Here is a 17,341-nt window from a genome sequence, read left to right as displayed (position 1 = left end):
AACACCCATCCCTGTGGGAGCGAGCTTGCTCGCGATGAGGTCAGCACATCCAACATCTTTGTTGACTGTTACTCCGCCATCGCGAGCAGGCTCGCTCCCACAGGGTTTTGTGTTTTTGGGCGGTCAGTCGACATCCTGCGTCATCAACTGCCGCACCCCATCCCACGCGTCAGCACGCATTTGCTGCGAGTCCAACCCCGGTATCACGCCGTCATCCACCACCACGCGACCACCGACGAGGCTGTATTTCACGGCAATCGGTTCGCCCGCGACCACGGGCGCCACGGCAATATCGTGGAAGCCAAAGAACCGTGGATGGTCCAGGCCATAGATCACCAGATCCGCCGCTTGCCCGACTTCCAACGTCCCGACCGCGCCTAGCCCCAACACTTGCGCGCCACCCGACGTGCCCCAGTGGATCACCTCTTCAGCGGTGGTCGCCGACGCTCCTTGCTCTGCTCGGTGAATCAACCATGCCGTGTGCGCTTCGCCGACCATGCTCCCGGATTCATTGGACGCTACACCGTCGACCCCCAGTGAAATCGGCACCCCGGCCTCGACCATTTGCGGCACTGGCGCGACGCCGCTGCCCAGGCGTGCATTGCTCACAGGGCAATGGGAAATGCCGGTGCCGGTTTGCGCGAGCATGCGGATTTCGCCGGGTTGCAGATGCACGGCGTGGGCGAACCAGACGTCGGGGCCGAGCCATTCGTGTTCGGCGACGAATTCCACCGGCAGGCAGTTGTATTTCTCGCGGCAGAAGTTGACGTAGTTCTGCGTCTCCGACAGGTGAGTGTGCAAGCGCAAGTTGAGCCCACGGGCGGTGTGGGCCAGTTCGCGGAGCAAGGTCGGAGGCAGGGAGAAGGTTGGGGTGGTCGGGGCGACCACGACCCGGCGCATCGCGTCTGGCGTGTCTTGGTGATAGCGGGATTTGAGCCGCTCGATGTCCCCGACCATCTGGTCCAGCGTCTCCGGTTGCAGTGCGGTTTTCGAGAACCCCGGATGGGCGCTGGCCGACCCCAGCGCGCCGCCCCGGCACAGCACGAAACGCAGGCCGAATTCATCAGCGGTGTCGAACAGCGTATCGCCGCTCTCGGTGCTGCCATGGGCGTGATAGAGGTAGTGGTGATCGGCGCAAGTGGTCACGCCGGACAGCAGCAGTTCCGCCATTCCCAGTCGTGCAGCGATCCTTGTCAGTTGCGGGGTAAACCGGTTGAGGCGCGGGTAGGGCACGCTGGCGAGCCAGCCTTGCAGGTCTTGATTCAACCCTTCGGGCACGGCTTTGAGCAGGTTCTGGAACAGGTGATGGTGGGTGTTGATCCAGCCCGGATAGACCACAGCGTTGCGCGCATCGATCACTCGTTCACCGGGTTGCGCCACCAATCCAGCCGCCATTTCGGCGATGCGGCCATTGACGATGCGGATGTCGACATTGCCGGCCCGGGCACGCGGGCCGCGCAGGCCAGTCATCACCGCCACGGGATTCTTGATCAGGATATTTTGCAGTTGAGTCATGGTCGGCTCCGGTCAGAGGATGTGGGAGGCAGATTTAGCGGGTGCATCAGGAACGCTGACGCCGTTGAGCGTGGCGTTGAGCAACACCGACACCAGGCAGGCGATCACCACGCTGCTGTGCAGGAACGGCTGGCACCACTCGGGCATTTGCTTGAACAGGGTCGGCGCGAGCACCGGCACCAGGGCGGCGGCGATGGTGAAACCGACGATCAACACGTTGTAGCGATTGCGCTCGTAATCGACCTTGGCCAGGGTCTGAATCCCAGCCGCCGCGACCACACCGAACATCGCAATCCCGGCGCCACCCAGCGCAGCCATGGGCATCGAGGCAATGATTGCCCCGGCCTTCGGCACCAGTGCCACCGTGCACATCAGCAAACCGCTGATCGCCACCACCCAGCGACTGCGCACGCCGGTCAAAATCACCAGCCCGACGTTTTCCATGAAGGCAATGAACGGAAACGCCGCGAACATCCCCGCAATGGTGCTGGCCAGACCATTGGCGCGCAGGCCGTTGATCACTTGTTTCTCTTCCACCGGTTTGTCGACGATGTCGCCGATGGCCACGAACAACCCCATGGACTCGACCATCTGCACGATCATCACCACGATCATGGTGGCGATCGGAATCACGCTAAACGTCGGTAAACCGAAGTAGAACGGGTAGGGCACAGTGAACCAGGGCGATTCCTGCACACTTTGAAAACTGCCCATGCCCAGCGCGTAAGCCAGCCCCGCGCCGACCAACATGCCAAAGAGCACCGCCATGTTGCGCATCATCGGGCTGCCATAACGGTTGACCAGCAGAATGGTTGCCAACACCACGGCGGCGACGGCGAGGTAAGCCGGGGCGCCGAAGTTGCTGGCGTTGCGGCCGCCGCCGACCCACTCATAAGCAATCGGGAATAGCTGCAAACCGATCACGGTGACGATGCAACCGGTCACCACCGGTGGGAAAAACCGGCGTAATCGACCCACGAATGGCGCGGCGAGCATGGTAAAAATCCCCGCGCCGATCACCGCCCCGCAGACCCCGGCGAACCCCACTTGGGGGTTGGTGCCGATGGCGATCACCGGGCCGACGCTGCTGAACGCCACGCCCTGAAGAATCGGCAAACGCACGCCGAATTTCCAGAAGCCGACGGTTTGCAACAGCGTGGCGATGCCGGAACAGAACAGCGTGGTGCTGATCAGCACCACCGTATCGGCCTGGGACATTTTCAAGGCGCTGGCGACAATCAACGGCACGGCGATAGCGCCGATGTACGAGACGGCCATGTGTTGCAGGCCGAGGGTGAGCATTTGCCGGACTGGCAAAATCTGGTCGACCGGGTGCACGGTGGAGACGGTAGTGGCTGACGACATGGGGAAACACCTCTTGCTGTTTTTATTCGGTAGAGAGGGGTATTCGTTCTGATGCCAACCAGTTAAGAAAGAGCGGGCGATGAGTTCCTGTGGCGAGGGAGCTTGCTCCCGCTGGACTGCGCAGCAGTCCCCCTTCTTGAGGGATAAGGGGGCCTCTTCGAGGCCCAGCGGGAGCAAGCTCCCTCGCCACAGGTTCAGTGCACAATTGACTGTCTGGCATCAGCTATTCGTTCTATATGCCCGGAACCGCCATCCACCGGCTCCGATGCTGTGTTCAGCCTGCCAGGCAGGCGGCAAAGCCCTGGTTCAGCGCCGCGCGGTCCAGGTCGCGGCCGATGAACACAATCTTGCTGGAGCGCGGCTCCGTGCCCCACGAGGTCGAGGCGCGAAACTCGACCAGGCTGTGCACACCTTGAAGTACGTAGCGTTGGTCCCGATCCGCCACCGACAGCACGCCTTTCATGCGGTAAAGGTTGTCGGCCTGCTCGCTGCGCAGCTTGGTGATCCAGCGATGGAACGCGCCCAGATTCACCGCGCCGTCCACGGCGATCCCAACCGAGGACACGCTCGGATCGTGCTCATGGTCCGGTTCATCGTGATGATGTTCTTCAGCGTGATGGTCATGCTCCGATCCGATCTCCATCAGTTTCTGAGTCGATTCGAACGCGCCGATGCCAAGGATTTTCGTCAGGTCGATCTCGGCATAACTGGACGTCACCAGTTCCGCCGTGGCGTTCAATCCGCGAATCTTGCCCCGCAACGCTTCCACGTCTTCGGCGCTGACCAGATCGACCTTGTTGATCACGATCCGGTCGGCGCAAACAATCTGATCCACCGCCTGGTTGTCGACGCCGTCGAGTTGCAAATCCTCCAGGTGCTGGGCGATGTGCTTGGCGTCGACCATGGTCACGATGGCGTCGAGTTCCACTTCCTCGGCAATCGGGTCGTTGATGAAAAAGCTCTGCGCCACCGGGTACGGATCGGCCAAGCCGCTGGTTTCGATCAGGATGTGATCGAGCCGCACCGGACGCGCCACCAGTTCGCGGACGATGCGCACCAGGTCCTCGCGAACCTCGGCAGTGCAGCACACGCAACCGTTAACCATCTCGTAGATTTCTTCGGTTTCGGAGCTGAGCACCAGGTCGCCATCGATGCCGACTTCGCCGAATTCGTTTTCGATCACGGCAATTTTTCGGCCGTGGTTTTCCTTGAGGATGTAGTTGAGCAGGGTGGTTTTACCCGCGCCGAGGAAACCCGTGAGGATGGTCACCGGGATTTTTCGGTTCGGGGTTGGGGCGTTGAATGGACTGTTCATGTAATGCTCCTTGATGACGAATTGACCGGTGCACATTGAATTGGAGTGTTGCTGCTTTGGGTGGGAGCGGGCTTGCTCGCGAAAGCGGTGGATCAGTCGCGATTACCGGTGAATGACACACCGCCTTCGCGAGCAAGCCCGCTCCCACAGGGTTCTGTGGGTTCACCCCAACGCAGCGCGGTGCCGGCGTCGAGATCGAACAGGTCGAGGACACGGCCGAGGCTGTGATCGACCATTTGCGAAAGGTTGTGCGGGCGGGCGTAGAAGGCTGGCACCGGCGGGGCGATGATCCCGCCCATTTCGGTGACGGCGGTCATGTTGCGCAGGTGGGCGAGGGTCAGCGGGGTTTCCCTGGCCATCAACACCAGCGTGCGGCGTTCTTTCAACGTGACGTCAGCGGCGCGGCCGATCAGCCCTGAAGAAGTGCCGGTGGCGATCTCCGCCAGAGTGCGCATGGAGCAAGGTGCGACCACCATGCCCAGGCAACGGAACGAACCGCTGGCGATCCCGGCCGCCACATCGTCGGCGCGGTGGTAGTGGCTGGCCAGCGCGGTCACGTCCGCCAGTTTGTAGTCGGTTTCATGGGCCATGGTCAGTAGCGCGGCACGGCTGATGATCAGGTGGGTTTCGATGTTCAGCTCGGCGAGCAGCTCCAGCAAACGCACGCCGTAGATAAACCCCGATGCGCCGCTGATCCCGACCACCATCCGCTGGCGGCTCATGATTGATAGCCTTTGAGCAGATTGCGCGCGCGCTCGACCACGTCCTGATCCAGTTGCGCCTTGATTCCGTCAAACCCCGAACCGCGCGTTGCATCGAGCCCCATGCGCGAAGTAGTGCCGTTGACCGAGGACGACGGATCGAGCGGACTGCCGGGCAAGCCGTCGATGACGAAGATGTCCTGATGTGGCTGAAAATGCGTGGCCAATGCCCAGAGCACTTGGCTGTCATCGGTGATGTCGATGTCGCTGTCCACCGCGATCACGGTTTTCAGGTACGGGTCCCAGCCGAGCAGGGCGAGCATGATCTGCCGCGCTTCACCGTCGCGGCTTTGATCCAGTGCCACGTAGCAATGAAAGTGCGTGCCGGAATTCGGGTAGTGCACGGCGGTGACGGCCGGGAAACGTGCCTTGAGTTTCTCGCTCATCTCCGCTTCCCGTGGCAGCCGCGCCAGGGTCAGGTGTTCGGCGTAACGCCCGCCGACCACGTCGACCAACCAGGCATCCTTGCGCCGCATCAGGGTATCGACCCGCAGCACGTTGTTGGTCGAGCGGTCCGAGGAATAACCACTGAACTCGCCGAACGGACCTTCTTCGGCATACGCCGCCGGGTCGATGGCGCCTTCCAGTACAAACTCGGCATAAGCCGGCACACCGATGCCGTAGCGCGGGGTCTTGACCAGTTCCAGTGGTGCGCCGAACAGGCCACCGGCCACGGCACGTTCGTCACTGCCGTAGGGCAAGCGTGCTGCGGCGGCGAGCATGAATAACGGATGCGCGCCGACCACCATGGCCACGCGCAATTCTTCACCACGCTCGCGAGCGGTTTGCAGCATCCGCCACAGGTGACCGCGCGAATGCAGGCTGGTGGCGAGGGTCTGGCGAGCGTGGCGCATCGAGCGGTGATAGCTCATGTTGGCGATGCCGGTAATCGGGTCTTCGGCAATGATGATGGCGTTGGTGATGTAGGGCCCGCGATCACTGTCGAAATGCTTGAGCATTGGCAGCAACGCGAGGTCCACGGCTTCGCCTTCGAAGATTTCGTCCAGCACTGGGCCGGTGTCGACGTAGCGCGGCGGAATCGGATTGTTGGCGCGGGCCTGGAAGGTCTCGTGCAGTTGCGCCGGGGTTACGCCGAAGATCCGGGCGATGCGGGTTCGGGAGGCGAACAGGTTGGTGGCTACTGGCACGCCGAGATGGCCAACCTTTTCGCAGATCAGCAGCGGGTCGCGACCTTGGCTGGCTAGGGCATCGACCAGGGCGGTGACGTCCTGATCGGCAGAGAGTTGTTGCTGAACGGTCAGCACATCGTCCGGGTACTGCCGGCGATAGGCATCGATGAAATCGTGGAAATCCTGGGTATCGCCGAGCGTCGAGAGGGTCATGGTTTCACCTCGTAAAAAAGCGGTGCTGTTCACTCAGGGGGAGGACAGACGAGATTCCCTGTGGGAGCGGGCTTGCTCGCGAAAGCGGTGTGTCAGCCGACCAAGATGTTAAATGTGACGGCCTCATCGCGAGCAAGCTCGCTCCCACATGGGATTGCGCCCAGGCCTAGAGGTACGTGGTGGTCAGGCGAATGTCCGCCTCGATCAGGTCCTTGGGTGGTGGTGTCGGTTCGATGCCGCACAACCGGGCGATGTTGTTGCCCAGGTAGTCCTCAAGGTGATCTTCATCAATCCCCAAGCCCTGTGGCGCCGGAGAACACAGCACCTCAAGTTCGCGCAACCACATCCCCGGTTCGTTCGGCGGCGAATCCGTGCCGAACACGATCTTGTTGCGCGGTAAATCCTTGGCGAATTCGACGATCCGCGACTGGAAGCACCAGCCGGATTCGCAGTAGACGTTCGGCGTATCCATGGCCATCCAGAACGCTTCGAACGAGTAGTTGCCGCCGGTCTGGATGCCGAAGTGACCGATGACGAAATTGACCATCGGGAACTCGCGGATGATCGGGTAGAACATCGTCGGAATGGTGTACGGGCCGTCGCCGGTATGGATCAACACCACGATGTTGTACTTGGCGCAGACCTTCATCGCCGGGCGCAACCAGTCGAGTGCGCGGTCCGGGCGGTAGCCATGCATGTTGGCGTGCAGCTTGAGCATCTTGAAGCCGTATTCCTTGATGTGGAATTCCAGCTCCGCCGCACCGTTTTCCGGGCCCCAGCGCGGGTTGAAGTTGAAGTTGCCGATGAAGCGGTCCGGGTACTTCATGCACAGCTCGGCGATGTAGGACATGTAGTCGCGCACGCCTTCACGGCCCCGGCGGTTGCCGTCGCGGTAACCGGTGTTGCCCGGTGGTGGCTGGATGAAGCCCATGTCGATACGCCGAGGCTTGCCGTTGATCATGTACGGGCCGTCCATCAGCTTGAGCATGCGCTCGCCAGTGAACGGTTCGCCGGTATGGCGCCAGGCCTCGTCGACCAGGTTGGTGGGGTGCAGATGGGTGTCGATAATCATCGATTCAGCTCCTGGCCAGTTGAGTGGTGACGGGGCGCTTGAGTTGCGCCTCTGCTTCGCTGACGGTGCGCGGTGGTGGCGATGGTTGGAGGCCGATCATCCGCGCGGTGTTGTTGCCCAGGTACTCTTCGAGGGTGTCCTCGTCGAGGTTCAACCCCTGCGGCGGCTCATGGCAGAGCACTTCGAGCAGGCGCAGCCACATGCCCGGTTCGTTTGGCGGGGTGTCGGTACCAAAGAGGATTTTGTGGGTCGGCAGGACCTTGGCGAACTCGACGATTCGCGATTGCAGGCACCAGCCCGATTCGCAGTAGACGTTGGGCAACTCCATCGCCCATTGCATCGGTTCAAACACGTAGACGCCGCCGGTCTGCACCCCGAAGTGGGCCATGATGAAATCGACGTTGGGGAACTCCTTGATCATCGGCACCCATTCCGACGGGATGCTGTACGGCCCGTCGCCGGTGTGCAGCTTGACCGGGATGCCCAGCTCGGCGCATTTCTCGAAGCACGGGCGCACCCAATCCAGTGCCCGGTCAGGGCGATAGGCGTGCATGTTGGCCTGCATCTGGACCATTTTGAAGCCGTGCTCGGTGACGTAACGCTCGATGGCTTCGACGCCATTTTCCACACCGCAGCGCGGGTTGTAGACGAAGCAGCCGATGAAACGGTCCGGGTAGGTCTGGACCATTTTCAGGGTGTAGGCCATGTAGGCGTCGATGGATTCGCGACCGGTCAGGTCGCCGTCGGTCCAGGTGTAAATCGTGTTGCCCTGGGGCGGCTGGATGAAGGCTTTGTCGATGCGGCGAGGTTTGCCGTTGACCATGTAGGGGCCATCCATCATCTCCAGCAGACGCTCGCCGGTGAACGGGTCACCGTCATGCCTCCAGGCGAGGTCCACCAGGTCGGTGGGATAGCAACTGATATCGATGATCATTGAAGTCGATCTCCTGATAGCGGGGAAGGGAGCCTCTGGGCTCACAGCAACCACGTCCCGGGTCATCGGCCATTTCTATGCGCACGAATGCGCATTCCCTCGCCTGGTCGCATCCGGCTTGGGACGCTGGTTGCTTGGGGGAAGTATTGGAAGGGGGATTGGGTTCGTACAATATTAATTGGGCGGGGTGTTGATATGCGTTCGATATCGGGTCGGTTTTTGTGGTGGATTTGCGGGCCTCTTCGCGAGCAAGCCCGCTCCCACAGTTTGATCGGTGTCAGACACCAATCCTGCACCCACTGAAGATCCACTGTGGGAGCGGGCTTGCTCACGAAAGCGTCAGCCCTGTGTACGCAAGGCTAACTGCTTGATCACCTCAACCACCGGCGCCACCCGCTCGGCCTGCCCCGGAGGCCACACCGCATACAGGTTGTAATGCGCTGGAATCTGCGCGTCATTCAGCTCAACCAGCCGCCCCGAACGCAACGCATCCGCCGCCAGCAAGCCGCGCACCAGCCCCGCGCCAACACCCGCTTCAGCCGCTGCAATCAGATTCGCCGCATTATCAAACACCACCCGCGCCGCAGGTTCCACCGGAGCCATTCCCGCCGCGTCCAGCCACGGAATCCACGACCGGCGCGTATACCCCAGCAACGGTAATTCCAGCACTTGTTCCGGGCTGATCGGCACCTGCAATCCATACCGTTCCAGCAACGCCGGCGACGCCACGGCCCTGACGCTGTCCGCACAAATCTGCGTCATTTCGCAATCATCCCAATCGCCATAACCGTAGCGCAACGCCAGATCCACTCGCTCGAAAGAGCTGCGATCCGAACGCGGCATCGACAGCAGCACCACCTCATGCTCAGGCAACAAATCCAGCAGCTCCGGCAAGCGTGGATTGAGCCAGCTCTGGGCCAGTTCGCTGTCCACATCAATCGTCAGCCGTTGCGCCACGCTGCGGTTTTTCACCGAGGACAGTGCCCGATCAATCTGCGCCAACCCGTCGGACAACACGCTGGCAAACAACTGCCCGGCATCGGTCAGGTTGCTGCCGCCGCCTTCACGCACGAACAACGGTTGACCGATGAAATCTTCCAACGAACGGATCTGCTGGCTGATGGCGCTGTGGGTCAGGTCGAGTTTGCGCGCGGCGCTGGAGAAGCTGCCGCTGCGGGCTGCCTGGATAAACGCGCTCATGGACTGCACCGACGGGTATCGCTTGTACATGCTGTTAGTCCTACTTACACACGATGGCAGAAATCGTCGCTGGCCCGCTGTTGCGCAGGCTTCCAATAATCGATGACCAGGCCCGCACAAAGACGGGCCGCTCTCTTGGAGCCTGACAATGATCGAATTCACGGTAAACGGCGAACGACGCGAGCTGGTAGAGGCGTCGCCCTCCATGCCCTTGTTATGGGTGTTGCGTGACCACTTGAAACTCACCGGCACCAAGTTCGGTTGCGGCATGGGCCTGTGTGGCGCGTGCACCGTGCACCTGGACGGCGTCGCGGTGCGTTCCTGCCAACTGCCGGTCGCCGCTGTGGCGGGGCACCACATCACCACCATCGAAGGCTTGTCGCCCACCGAACAGCATCCGCTGCAATTGGCCTGGGTTGCCGAAGATGTGCCGCAATGCGGTTACTGTCAATCCGGGCAGATCATGTCCGCCGCCGCATTGCTCAATACCGGGGCGGCGGTGAACGACGACTCTATCCGCAACGCCATGTCCGGCAACGTGTGCCGTTGCGGTACTTACGGACGGATCAACAAAGCCATCAAACGCGCAGCCTCTGCGCCGAAGGAGGCGTGATGACCAATCTCTCGCGCCGACTTTTTCTTAAGCAATCGGCCACCGTGACGGCGGGGCTGGCGATCTCGTTCCATTTGCCGTCGGGAATTGCGGCAACGCCAGGTGACTTCGAACCTAACGCCTGGGTCCGCGTGCTGCCCGATGGCACGGTGAAACTGGTGGTGCACAAGCATGATTCCGGCACCGGGACTCAGACTGCGCTGGCTGCGTGCGTGGCTGAGGAACTGGACGTCAACCCGATGACCGTGCAAGTGATCACCCCGGAAAATCCATTTTTCGAGGCTTACATTCATCCGGTCTGGAAGGTCTTTTCCACGGGGGCAGCACCAGTGTTTCCCTGGAATACGATCGCTTGCGCATGGCCGGTGCCACTGCACGGGTGCTGTTGATTGCAGCGGCGGCCAAGCAATGGAAAGTCAGCCCCGACAGTTGCACCACTGAGGACGGTCATGTGTTGCATGGCGCCAGCAAGCGCAGCCTCGGCTACGGTGAACTGGTCACTGTCGCCGCCCACTTGCCGGCACCCACCAAGGTCACATTGAAAGACCCGGCGCAGTTCAAATACATCGGCAAACTGCGGCATAAACGGGATGCGGCGGCCAAGGTCTGTGGGCGTTTCAAGTACAGCATCGATGTGCTGTTGCCAGAGATGCTGGTGGCGGTGATTCAACGTGCGCCAGTGATTGGGGCGAAAGTGCTTTCGGTCGATTCCATAGCCGCGTTGCAAGTACCGGGCGTGCGCAAAGTGATTGCGATTCCCGGCCGACCAGATGTGCTCGGCGGCAATCTGGAAGGCGTCGCGGTGCTCGCCGACAATTATTGGGCTGCTCATCAGGGCCGAGCCGTGCTTAACGTGCAATGGAGCGAGTCACCGTTGGCCGGGTTCGACAGTGATGAGCTGGCGAAGGCCCAGATTGCAGCGCTCGACGACAAAACCGCGCAGCGTATCACCGCGATGACCGCAGGCGATGTAAGCGCCCAATGGCCCAACGCCGCGAAGCTGCTCGAAGCCGATTACCGCATGCCGTACAAGGTGCAGAATCCGCTGGAACCGATCTGCATCACCGCACACATCAAGGGCAACGGGATCACTTACTGGGGCGGGGTTCAGGTGCCGTCGTCGGCGCTTGAGGCCGCAGAAACCGTGTGCAAGATCGCCAAGGACAAGGTGACGATCAACGAGTTGGTGTCCGGCGGCAGCTTCGGTGCCCGAGAGTCCAAGTACTGGCTGTTCGAAGTGGCGTACCTGGCGCAACAGGCCAAAGTCCCGGTCAAGTTGATGAACAGCCGTGAAGATGAAATGCGCGCGTTGTTCATGCACCCGGCAACCTTGCATCGGGCCAAAGGCGCGCTGGACGCCGAGGGCCGATTGACCGCGTTGCAACTCAATGCCGTGTCGCCAGCCTCGCCGGAACAATGGGAGCCGGGCTATTTCGAGCGCCCGGACAAAATGGACTACAGCACCACCGAAGCCATCACCGCGTGGGATTTTGCCTACCGTGCGCCGCACCTCGATCTGGCCTGGGTCAAACACGAAAGCAACGTGCCCAGCGGCTGGTATCGCTCGGTCAGCTTCATTCCCAACGTGTTCGCTGTGGAAAGCTTCATGGACGAACTCGCCCATGGTGCCGGGCAAGATCCGTTGGCGTTTCGCCTGGCCAACATGAAAGACCGGCCCCGGCATGTCGCGGTGCTCAAAAGCGCCGCCGAACGCGCAGGGTGGGGCCGGTCGTTGCCGGAAGGCACTGCGCTGGGGATCGCCACCAATCAGGGTTACACCAGTTTCATCGCGATAGTGGCCAGAGTGTCGAAACAGGACGGCGTGACCAAGGTCGACAAGCTGACCTGCGTGGTCGATTGTGGTTTGGCAGTGTCGCCCGGCGGGGTCGAGGAGCAAATCTACGGCGGCCTGATGTGGGGTTTCGGCCACGCGTTGTTCGATCGTCTGGACATCAAACAAGGCCGGGTGGTGCAGAGCAATTTTCACGAATACCGCGTCACGCGGATGTCGGACATGCCCGCCACGGACATCCTGGTGCTGGACGGAGAGCCGAGCAAACCCGGCGGCGTCGGTGAACTCGGTAGCCCGTCAGTGGCCCCGGCCATCGCCAATGCGTTGTTCAGCCTGACCGGTGTGCGCCAACGCTCGACACCACTGACTCTGGGATAAACCACCATGGACCTGCGCTTGCTGCGTTACTTCATGGCCCTGGCCGAAGAGCTGCACTTCGGTCGCGCCGCTGAGCGCTTGCACATTTGCCAGCCGCCGCTGAGCCAGCAGATTCGTTTGCTGGAAGAAGAACTCGGCACACCGCTGTTCGAGCGCAGCCATCACCGCGTTGAGCTAACGGCGGCCGGGCAGATGCTCAAGGAACAGGCGCCGCTGGTGTTCGAGCAACTGAACCGCGCACTGGACCTGACCCGGCAGACTGGTCGCGGGCAGTTGGGGGAACTGGAAATCGGCATGATCAGTTCGGTGATGGTCGGTGTGTTGCCCCGGGCGCTGCACCTGTTTCGCGAGCGCTATCCACAGGTCAACTGGCGTCTGCATGAGATGACTCCGGCGGCTCAGGTCAAGGCGTTGAAGGCCAAACGCATCGATGCCTGCGTTTTTCGGGTCGGTTCCGATGATCCGCAGTTACGCAACGAACTGCTGATCTACGAGCCGATCCGGGTGGTCATGCCGGCCGACCATCCGCTGGCCCAACGCGAAAGCCTGGCGCCGGCGGACCTGGCGCAGGAGCCGTTTGTGGCGCTGGAGCTGAAGCAGTCGCGGTTTGCTGATTTTCTCTATCAGTGCTGCATCAAGGCCGGGTTCACGCCGCAAATCCGTCAGCAAGTGATCGAAGTGCAAACCTTGCTCAGCCTGGTGCGAGCCGGGTTCGGCGTCGCGTTGCTGCCGGCCTCCATCGAGCAAATGGCCCCGGTCGGCCTGGTGTTCCGGCGCCTGACTCCGGCGTTGCCGGAAGTGCCGCTGTACGTCACCTACCGCGCCGACGACGCCTCGCCAGTGCTCAAGCTATTCCTCGATACGTTGCGTGAGTTGGTCGTGCAGGACAGCCAAGGCTGAGACGGTCAATGTGGGAGCGGGCTTGCTCGCGAAGGGGACACCACATTCAACATCTTTGTTGACTGACGCACCGCTTTCGCGAGCAAGCCCGCTCCCACAGGGGGATTGTGTTTTCAATCAGGGCCAAGGCCTTTCGGCCGCACGTTCGTAATCCCCCGCGGTCGTAATCTTCACAGGGCGGCGCGTAAAAGCGCCGCCGCACTTTGTGGAGAGCCAATGAGCCAGGACGTCCTGACCACCGAAACCAATCGTCGCCAGTTGCAGCAGATCATCGCTGGTTTGTCGGACGGGGTGATTTTGCTGGAGCTCAACCAGACTATCCTCTGGGCCAATGCCGCCGCGCTGGCAATGCATGGTGTCAGCGAGATCGACGAGTTGGGCGCCAATGCCGAGGAGTACGCCCAGCGTTTCGCCTTGCGCTATCGCAACAATCACCCGGTGCCGACGGACAACTACCCGATCAGCCGCATCGCTCGAGGTGAAATCTTCAGCGACGTACTGGTGGAAGTGACGCCGGCCGATGACGAGACGCGGATGTGGGTTCACAGCGTGCGCAGTATGCAACTGGCCGACAGCGCTGGTGCACCGGAATCCCTGGTGTTGATCATGAACGACGTCACCGAGTGGGCCAGCGCCGAACAGCGTTTCGAAAAGACCTTCAACGCCAACCCGGCCCCGGCGGTGATCTGTCGTCTCAGCGATTTGCGTTACATCAAGGTCAATTCAGGCTTCCTGGAAATGACTGGCTACACGCGAGATCAGGTGATCGGCGTGTCGACCTACGAGTTGGACATCCTCGAAGGCGCGGAAAAGAAAGACCTGGCGATTGATCGTCTGCGCGAGCACGCGACGATTCCGCAAATGCAGGCCGAGCTTAAATTGGCCGACGGCGGCAGCAAACAGGTGATCGTGGCCGGGCAACCCCTGGAGCTTAACGAAGAAGACTGCATGCTGTTTTCCTTCGTCGACATGGAACCACGGCACAAGGTCGAGCTTGCCCTGCGTCAAAGTGAAGAGCGTTTCGCCAAGGCCTTTCGCCTGACCCCGGTGCCGACACTGGTGTGCAGCGCCGAGCATCAGTTGGTGATCGACGTCAACGAAGCCTTCCTCGAAACCCTCGCTTACCCCAGTGAAGAAGTGCTCGGCAAGACCGTGGCAGAGATCGACTTTATCGATGACAAGGGTGCTCGCACGCGGCTGTTTGCTGCGCTGGAGAAGGCTAGCAGGCTGGATCGCGTCGATGTTCGGGTGCGCAAGAAGGGCGCCGAGCTGATTGAGTGCACCGTCTCGGCCGACACCGTGAACATTCAGGACAACCCTTGCTATCTGTTGGTGTTTATGGACATCACCGAGCGCAAACGCACAGAGCTGGAGTTAGTGTCAGCGATCGAAGAGGTGATGAAGGACGCGTCCTGGTTCAGCCGCACCCTGATCGAAAAACTCGCCAACGTGAAGAACGTCAACTCGCCGAAGATGCCCAGCGTCTCCTTCACCGACCTGACCGCCCGGGAACGCGATGTGCTTGGGCTTATCTGCGAAGGCCTGGCCGACAAGGAAATCGCCGCGCGCCTGAAACTGGCGCCGAACACGGTGCGCAATCATGTCGCCACGGTGTATTCCAAACTCGATGTGCACAGTCGCAGCGAGGCGATTGTCTGGGCGCGGGAGCGCGGTTTGTTCTCCAGTGAATGGCGGCCGAAGGGCCAGCGATAAGGTGCAAATGCACTAGTCGCAACGGTGCAAATTAGTGTGTTGGGCGGGTCGGGCAGTTCTTAGCCTGTAAGGGTGCGATAGGCGTCTCAGGGCGACTATCGCGTCCCCTTCAAAACAGCTAAAGGAACAGCCACATGGGTAACGATCAGTTCGACAGCGTGTTCAATTTTGCACTGTCGGTCGGGTGAGTCAGATGATCTATTTGACGCAGTTGCGTACCCAACTGGAGCAAAGCTTTTCGCCACTGGCCTGTGATTGCGCGCTCACCGGAGACAACTCCTTGACCGTGAAGCTCTATCACCCGGTGTCGGGGCAGGTGGATCTGGTGGTCAGTGGGTTGAGTATTGTGAACCTGCGGTCGCCGGAGGCGGTGGCGGCGTTGATCGAAGAGTTGCGGTATGAGCTAGAGACCAATGCGCTGTATCGCCCTGAAACGTCGTAAGCGGTATACACCATCCAATTGTGGGAGCGAGCTTGCTCGCGATGAGGGCATCACATTCGACGTCTTCGTTGACTGACGCTCCGCCATCGCGAGCAAGCTCGCTCCCACAGTGGATTGATACCGTTCCTGCCATTTTTGATCGAAACCAAACCCTGTTCTCAGGTGTTTACTGGCATTGGCCGGCGGCTGGGCTATAAGGAATGAGTGCTACTTATTTTCTGTGACCGGGTCCGCGGCTGCGCGGTGTTGTTTTCGTGTCGCGGAAACACGTCGATCAGCCACTGCAGGTCAGCCAATGAACAGTCTTGCGAAACGCTTTTTTACACCACTGTCACTCGCCTTTTGCGCAGTGATTTTAAGTGGTTGTGCCAGTCCTCCACCGCCTCCGCCTCCCGCTGCTCCGCCACCACCACCTGCAGTACGCACCTGCCAGACCATGGATAAAACCGATGTGATGGGCGATGTGCTTGCGGACGGGCAGGTGACTAGGGTCACCACGACCACCCGCTGCGTCACTCAATAAGCCTGGGCGAAGCCGTCGTTGAAGCCCCGTGTCGAGAAAGTTGTGCTGGTGGCCGACCTGGTCGGTACGGCGGTGTTGTGTGCCGCCCGTGGCCGCCGCGCTGTTGGCCGGCGCGGCGTGCCTGACGTTGCGCCTGTTGTCGGTGAATTATGACTGGCAGTTGCCGAAGGTCATGGGCGGCTGAGCCTCAGACTTCTTCAAGCCTGACCCAGCGTGACTCGTTGGCGGCCACGCGTATCGCCGTTGCCAGCCGTTCGACTTCCCACGCCTGTTCGAAATCCGTTCCGCCCTGACTGACTCCGGCCAATGCCATCACCAGATCGTGCACTTCCAGCGTCTTGAGTTCGTTGTAACCCAGTTGATGCCCCGGCGCCGGACTGAACGCCGCATAACCCGGCAAATTCGGCCCGGCAAGCAAGCGTTGGAAGCCGTCTTGCCCGGTACGAAACAGGCGCAGTTCATTCAAGCGTTCCTGATCGAAAAGCAGGGTGCCTCGGGTGCCGCTGATCTCGAAACTCAGGTGATTTTTGTAGCCGTGCTTGAGCCAGCTGCTGCTGAACGTACCCCGGGCACCATTGGTAAACCGCAGCAGCGCATGAACCTGATCGTCTACCGCGATAGGGCGTTGCTCTTGACTGCCGGCAGTGGCGGGGCGCTGTTTGTGCACGGTCTGGGTGTCGGCACACACCGCTTCGACATCGCCCACCAGATAACGGGCCATTGCCAACAAGTGACTGCCCAGGTCCGCCAACGCGCCGCCGGCATGTTCGGCATCGCAACGCCAGGACCAGGGTGAGGCGGCATCGGCCATGAAATCTTCGCTGAATTCACCCTGGAAACTGATGATGTCGCCCAGCTCGCCGTTCTGAATCAACTCACGCGCCAGGCCAATCATCGGGTTGTGCTGATAGTTGTAACCAACCCGTGTCACCACACCCGCCGCTTTGGCCGCCAGACGCATGGCGTTGGCTTGTTCGAGGTTCACCGCCAGCGGTTTTTCGCAGTACACCGGTTTGCCGGCGGCGAGGGCGGCCATGGCCATCGGGTAGTGCAGATGATTGGGGGTAGTGATGGCGATCAGATTGACCTTCGGATCATCGATCAGTTGTTGCCAGTCACTGTGGGCGCTGTCGAAACCCCAGGCCTCGGCACACTGCCGCGCGCGCTGCGGATCGGCGTCGGCCAGTGCGGCGAGTTTGAGCTTCAGCGGCAGTTCGAATACCGCGCTGACATTGCGAAACGCCAAGGCGTGGGCACGGCCCATAAAACCTGTGCCGATGAGTCCGATACCGAGTTCGCGCATAGCCGGGGTCCTTTTGGTTTTGTTTTCAGGATGGGTATTTATGGAATAAAAATACAAGAAAGTAAACAAACAGAAAAATAATTCTGAATCCGTATTCGTGATTTATTTGCGTTTTTTATCTCGATTTTTTCTAAAGAACTGTAATTTCTGACAGTTGCCAGCGGATGGTTGG

The 17,341-nt window shown here is 60.8% G+C and carries 14 protein-coding genes and 1 pseudogene; 6 read left to right on the top strand and 9 right to left on the bottom strand.

Annotated features, from left to right (window positions below):
• Positions 1-123 precede the first annotated feature (123 nt).
• The 8 genes from RHM58_RS28190 to RHM58_RS28155 all read right to left on the bottom strand — a co-directional run bounded on the left by RHM58_RS28190 (position 124) and on the right by RHM58_RS28155 (position 9,535).
• Entirely contained in the window at positions 124-1,515 is a 1,392-nt protein-coding gene (locus tag RHM58_RS28190; protein WP_322268815.1) for an amidohydrolase family protein, read from the bottom strand.
• Positions 1,516-1,527: 12 nt separating this feature from the next.
• Positions 1,528-2,880, bottom strand: a complete 1,353-nt coding sequence (locus RHM58_RS28185) for a nucleobase:cation symporter-2 family protein (protein WP_201204412.1) — start codon at positions 2,878-2,880, stop codon at positions 1,528-1,530.
• A 274-nt stretch (positions 2,881-3,154) separates the two neighbouring features.
• A complete protein-coding gene (locus RHM58_RS28180) occupies positions 3,155-4,195 on the bottom strand; it encodes a CobW family GTP-binding protein (protein ID WP_322268814.1) in 1,041 nt (346 codons plus the stop codon).
• A 92-nt stretch (positions 4,196-4,287) separates the two neighbouring features.
• Positions 4,288-4,917, bottom strand: coding sequence for a UbiX family flavin prenyltransferase (locus RHM58_RS28175; protein ID WP_201254939.1), 630 nt, complete (start codon positions 4,915-4,917; stop codon positions 4,288-4,290).
• Positions 4,914-6,299: a UbiD family decarboxylase gene (locus RHM58_RS28170; RefSeq protein WP_201204407.1), complete on the bottom strand. Its 1,386-nt coding sequence runs from the start codon at positions 6,297-6,299 to the stop codon at positions 4,914-4,916. Before RHM58_RS28170 ends, RHM58_RS28175 begins: the two co-directional genes overlap by 4 nt.
• 166 nt (positions 6,300-6,465) lie before the next feature.
• On the bottom strand, positions 6,466-7,371 hold the full coding sequence (locus RHM58_RS28165; RefSeq protein WP_201204406.1) for an amidohydrolase family protein: 906 nt from the start codon (positions 7,369-7,371) through the stop codon (positions 6,466-6,468).
• Positions 7,372-7,375: 4 nt separating this feature from the next.
• The gene (locus tag RHM58_RS28160; protein WP_322268813.1) at positions 7,376-8,305 is read right to left on the bottom strand and encodes an amidohydrolase family protein; all 930 of its coding nucleotides are present in this window, start codon (positions 8,303-8,305) and stop codon (positions 7,376-7,378) included.
• A gap of 339 nt (positions 8,306-8,644) precedes the next feature.
• Positions 8,645-9,535, bottom strand: coding sequence for a LysR substrate-binding domain-containing protein (locus RHM58_RS28155; protein ID WP_322268812.1), 891 nt, complete (start codon positions 9,533-9,535; stop codon positions 8,645-8,647).
• Between the two features lie 118 nt (positions 9,536-9,653).
• Here RHM58_RS28155 and RHM58_RS28150 point away from each other — a divergent pair, with 118 nt between their 5' ends.
• The 6 genes and pseudogenes from RHM58_RS28150 (at position 9,654) to RHM58_RS28125 (ending at position 16,050) form a co-directional block, all read left to right on the top strand.
• Complete coding sequence (locus tag RHM58_RS28150) at positions 9,654-10,118, top strand: (2Fe-2S)-binding protein (RefSeq protein WP_201204403.1); 465 nt, start codon at positions 9,654-9,656, stop codon at positions 10,116-10,118.
• A pseudogene (locus tag RHM58_RS28145) lies at positions 10,118-12,288 on the top strand (molybdopterin cofactor-binding domain-containing protein). The gene RHM58_RS28150 and the pseudogene RHM58_RS28145 overlap by 1 nt, the downstream one beginning before the upstream one ends.
• A gap of 6 nt (positions 12,289-12,294) precedes the next feature.
• The gene (locus tag RHM58_RS28140) at positions 12,295-13,188 is read left to right on the top strand and encodes a LysR substrate-binding domain-containing protein (RefSeq protein WP_201254938.1); all 894 of its coding nucleotides are present in this window, start codon (positions 12,295-12,297) and stop codon (positions 13,186-13,188) included.
• A 216-nt stretch (positions 13,189-13,404) separates the two neighbouring features.
• Complete coding sequence (locus RHM58_RS28135; RefSeq protein WP_201204400.1) at positions 13,405-14,901, top strand: helix-turn-helix transcriptional regulator; 1,497 nt, start codon at positions 13,405-13,407, stop codon at positions 14,899-14,901.
• 193 nt (positions 14,902-15,094) lie between these two features.
• Entirely contained in the window at positions 15,095-15,343 is a 249-nt protein-coding gene (locus tag RHM58_RS28130; protein WP_201254937.1) for a DUF1652 domain-containing protein, read from the top strand.
• A 551-nt stretch (positions 15,344-15,894) separates the two neighbouring features.
• The gene (locus RHM58_RS28125; RefSeq protein WP_242486219.1) at positions 15,895-16,050 is read left to right on the top strand and encodes a hypothetical protein; all 156 of its coding nucleotides are present in this window, start codon (positions 15,895-15,897) and stop codon (positions 16,048-16,050) included.
• Between the two features lie 3 nt (positions 16,051-16,053).
• Here RHM58_RS28125 and RHM58_RS28120 read toward each other — a convergent pair whose 3' ends face one another.
• Positions 16,054-17,169 carry a Gfo/Idh/MocA family protein gene (locus RHM58_RS28120; protein WP_201254936.1) on the bottom strand — a complete coding sequence of 372 codons (1,116 nt, stop codon included), beginning with the start codon at positions 17,167-17,169 and terminating at the stop codon, positions 16,054-16,056.
• Between the last annotated feature and the right edge of the window lie 172 nt (positions 17,170-17,341).

Source organism: Pseudomonas sp. 10S4 (assembly GCF_034344865.1).
GTDB lineage: Bacteria > Pseudomonadota > Gammaproteobacteria > Pseudomonadales > Pseudomonadaceae > Aquipseudomonas.
Note: the sequence above shows the minus strand (reverse complement) of the source record. Positions and strands in the feature narration are given on the sequence as shown.

What these genes read in the sequence shown, in the direction of transcription:
- RHM58_RS28135 (WP_201204400.1), top strand. Translation starts at nt 13,405, where the DNA reads ATGAGCCAGGACGTCCTGACCACCGAAACCAATCGTCGCCAGTTGCAG.
- RHM58_RS28175 (WP_201254939.1), bottom strand. Translation starts at nt 4,917, where the DNA reads ATGAGCCGCCAGCGGATGGTGGTCGGGATCAGCGGCGCATCGGGGTTT.
- RHM58_RS28180 (WP_322268814.1), bottom strand. Translation starts at nt 4,195, where the DNA reads ATGAACAGTCCATTCAACGCCCCAACCCCGAACCGAAAAATCCCGGTG.
- RHM58_RS28190 (WP_322268815.1), bottom strand. Translation starts at nt 1,515, where the DNA reads ATGACTCAACTGCAAAATATCCTGATCAAGAATCCCGTGGCGGTGATG.
- RHM58_RS28140 (WP_201254938.1), top strand. Translation starts at nt 12,295, where the DNA reads ATGGACCTGCGCTTGCTGCGTTACTTCATGGCCCTGGCCGAAGAGCTG.
- RHM58_RS28160 (WP_322268813.1), bottom strand. Translation starts at nt 8,305, where the DNA reads ATGATCATCGATATCAGTTGCTATCCCACCGACCTGGTGGACCTCGCC.
- RHM58_RS28155 (WP_322268812.1), bottom strand. Translation starts at nt 9,535, where the DNA reads ATGTACAAGCGATACCCGTCGGTGCAGTCCATGAGCGCGTTTATCCAG.
- RHM58_RS28170 (WP_201204407.1), bottom strand. Translation starts at nt 6,299, where the DNA reads ATGACCCTCTCGACGCTCGGCGATACCCAGGATTTCCACGATTTCATC.
- RHM58_RS28185 (WP_201204412.1), bottom strand. Translation starts at nt 2,880, where the DNA reads ATGTCGTCAGCCACTACCGTCTCCACCGTGCACCCGGTCGACCAGATT.
- RHM58_RS28130 (WP_201254937.1), top strand. Translation starts at nt 15,095, where the DNA reads ATGATCTATTTGACGCAGTTGCGTACCCAACTGGAGCAAAGCTTTTCG.
- RHM58_RS28150 (WP_201204403.1), top strand. Translation starts at nt 9,654, where the DNA reads ATGATCGAATTCACGGTAAACGGCGAACGACGCGAGCTGGTAGAGGCG.
- RHM58_RS28120 (WP_201254936.1), bottom strand. Translation starts at nt 17,169, where the DNA reads ATGCGCGAACTCGGTATCGGACTCATCGGCACAGGTTTTATGGGCCGT.
- RHM58_RS28165 (WP_201204406.1), bottom strand. Translation starts at nt 7,371, where the DNA reads ATGATTATCGACACCCATCTGCACCCCACCAACCTGGTCGACGAGGCC.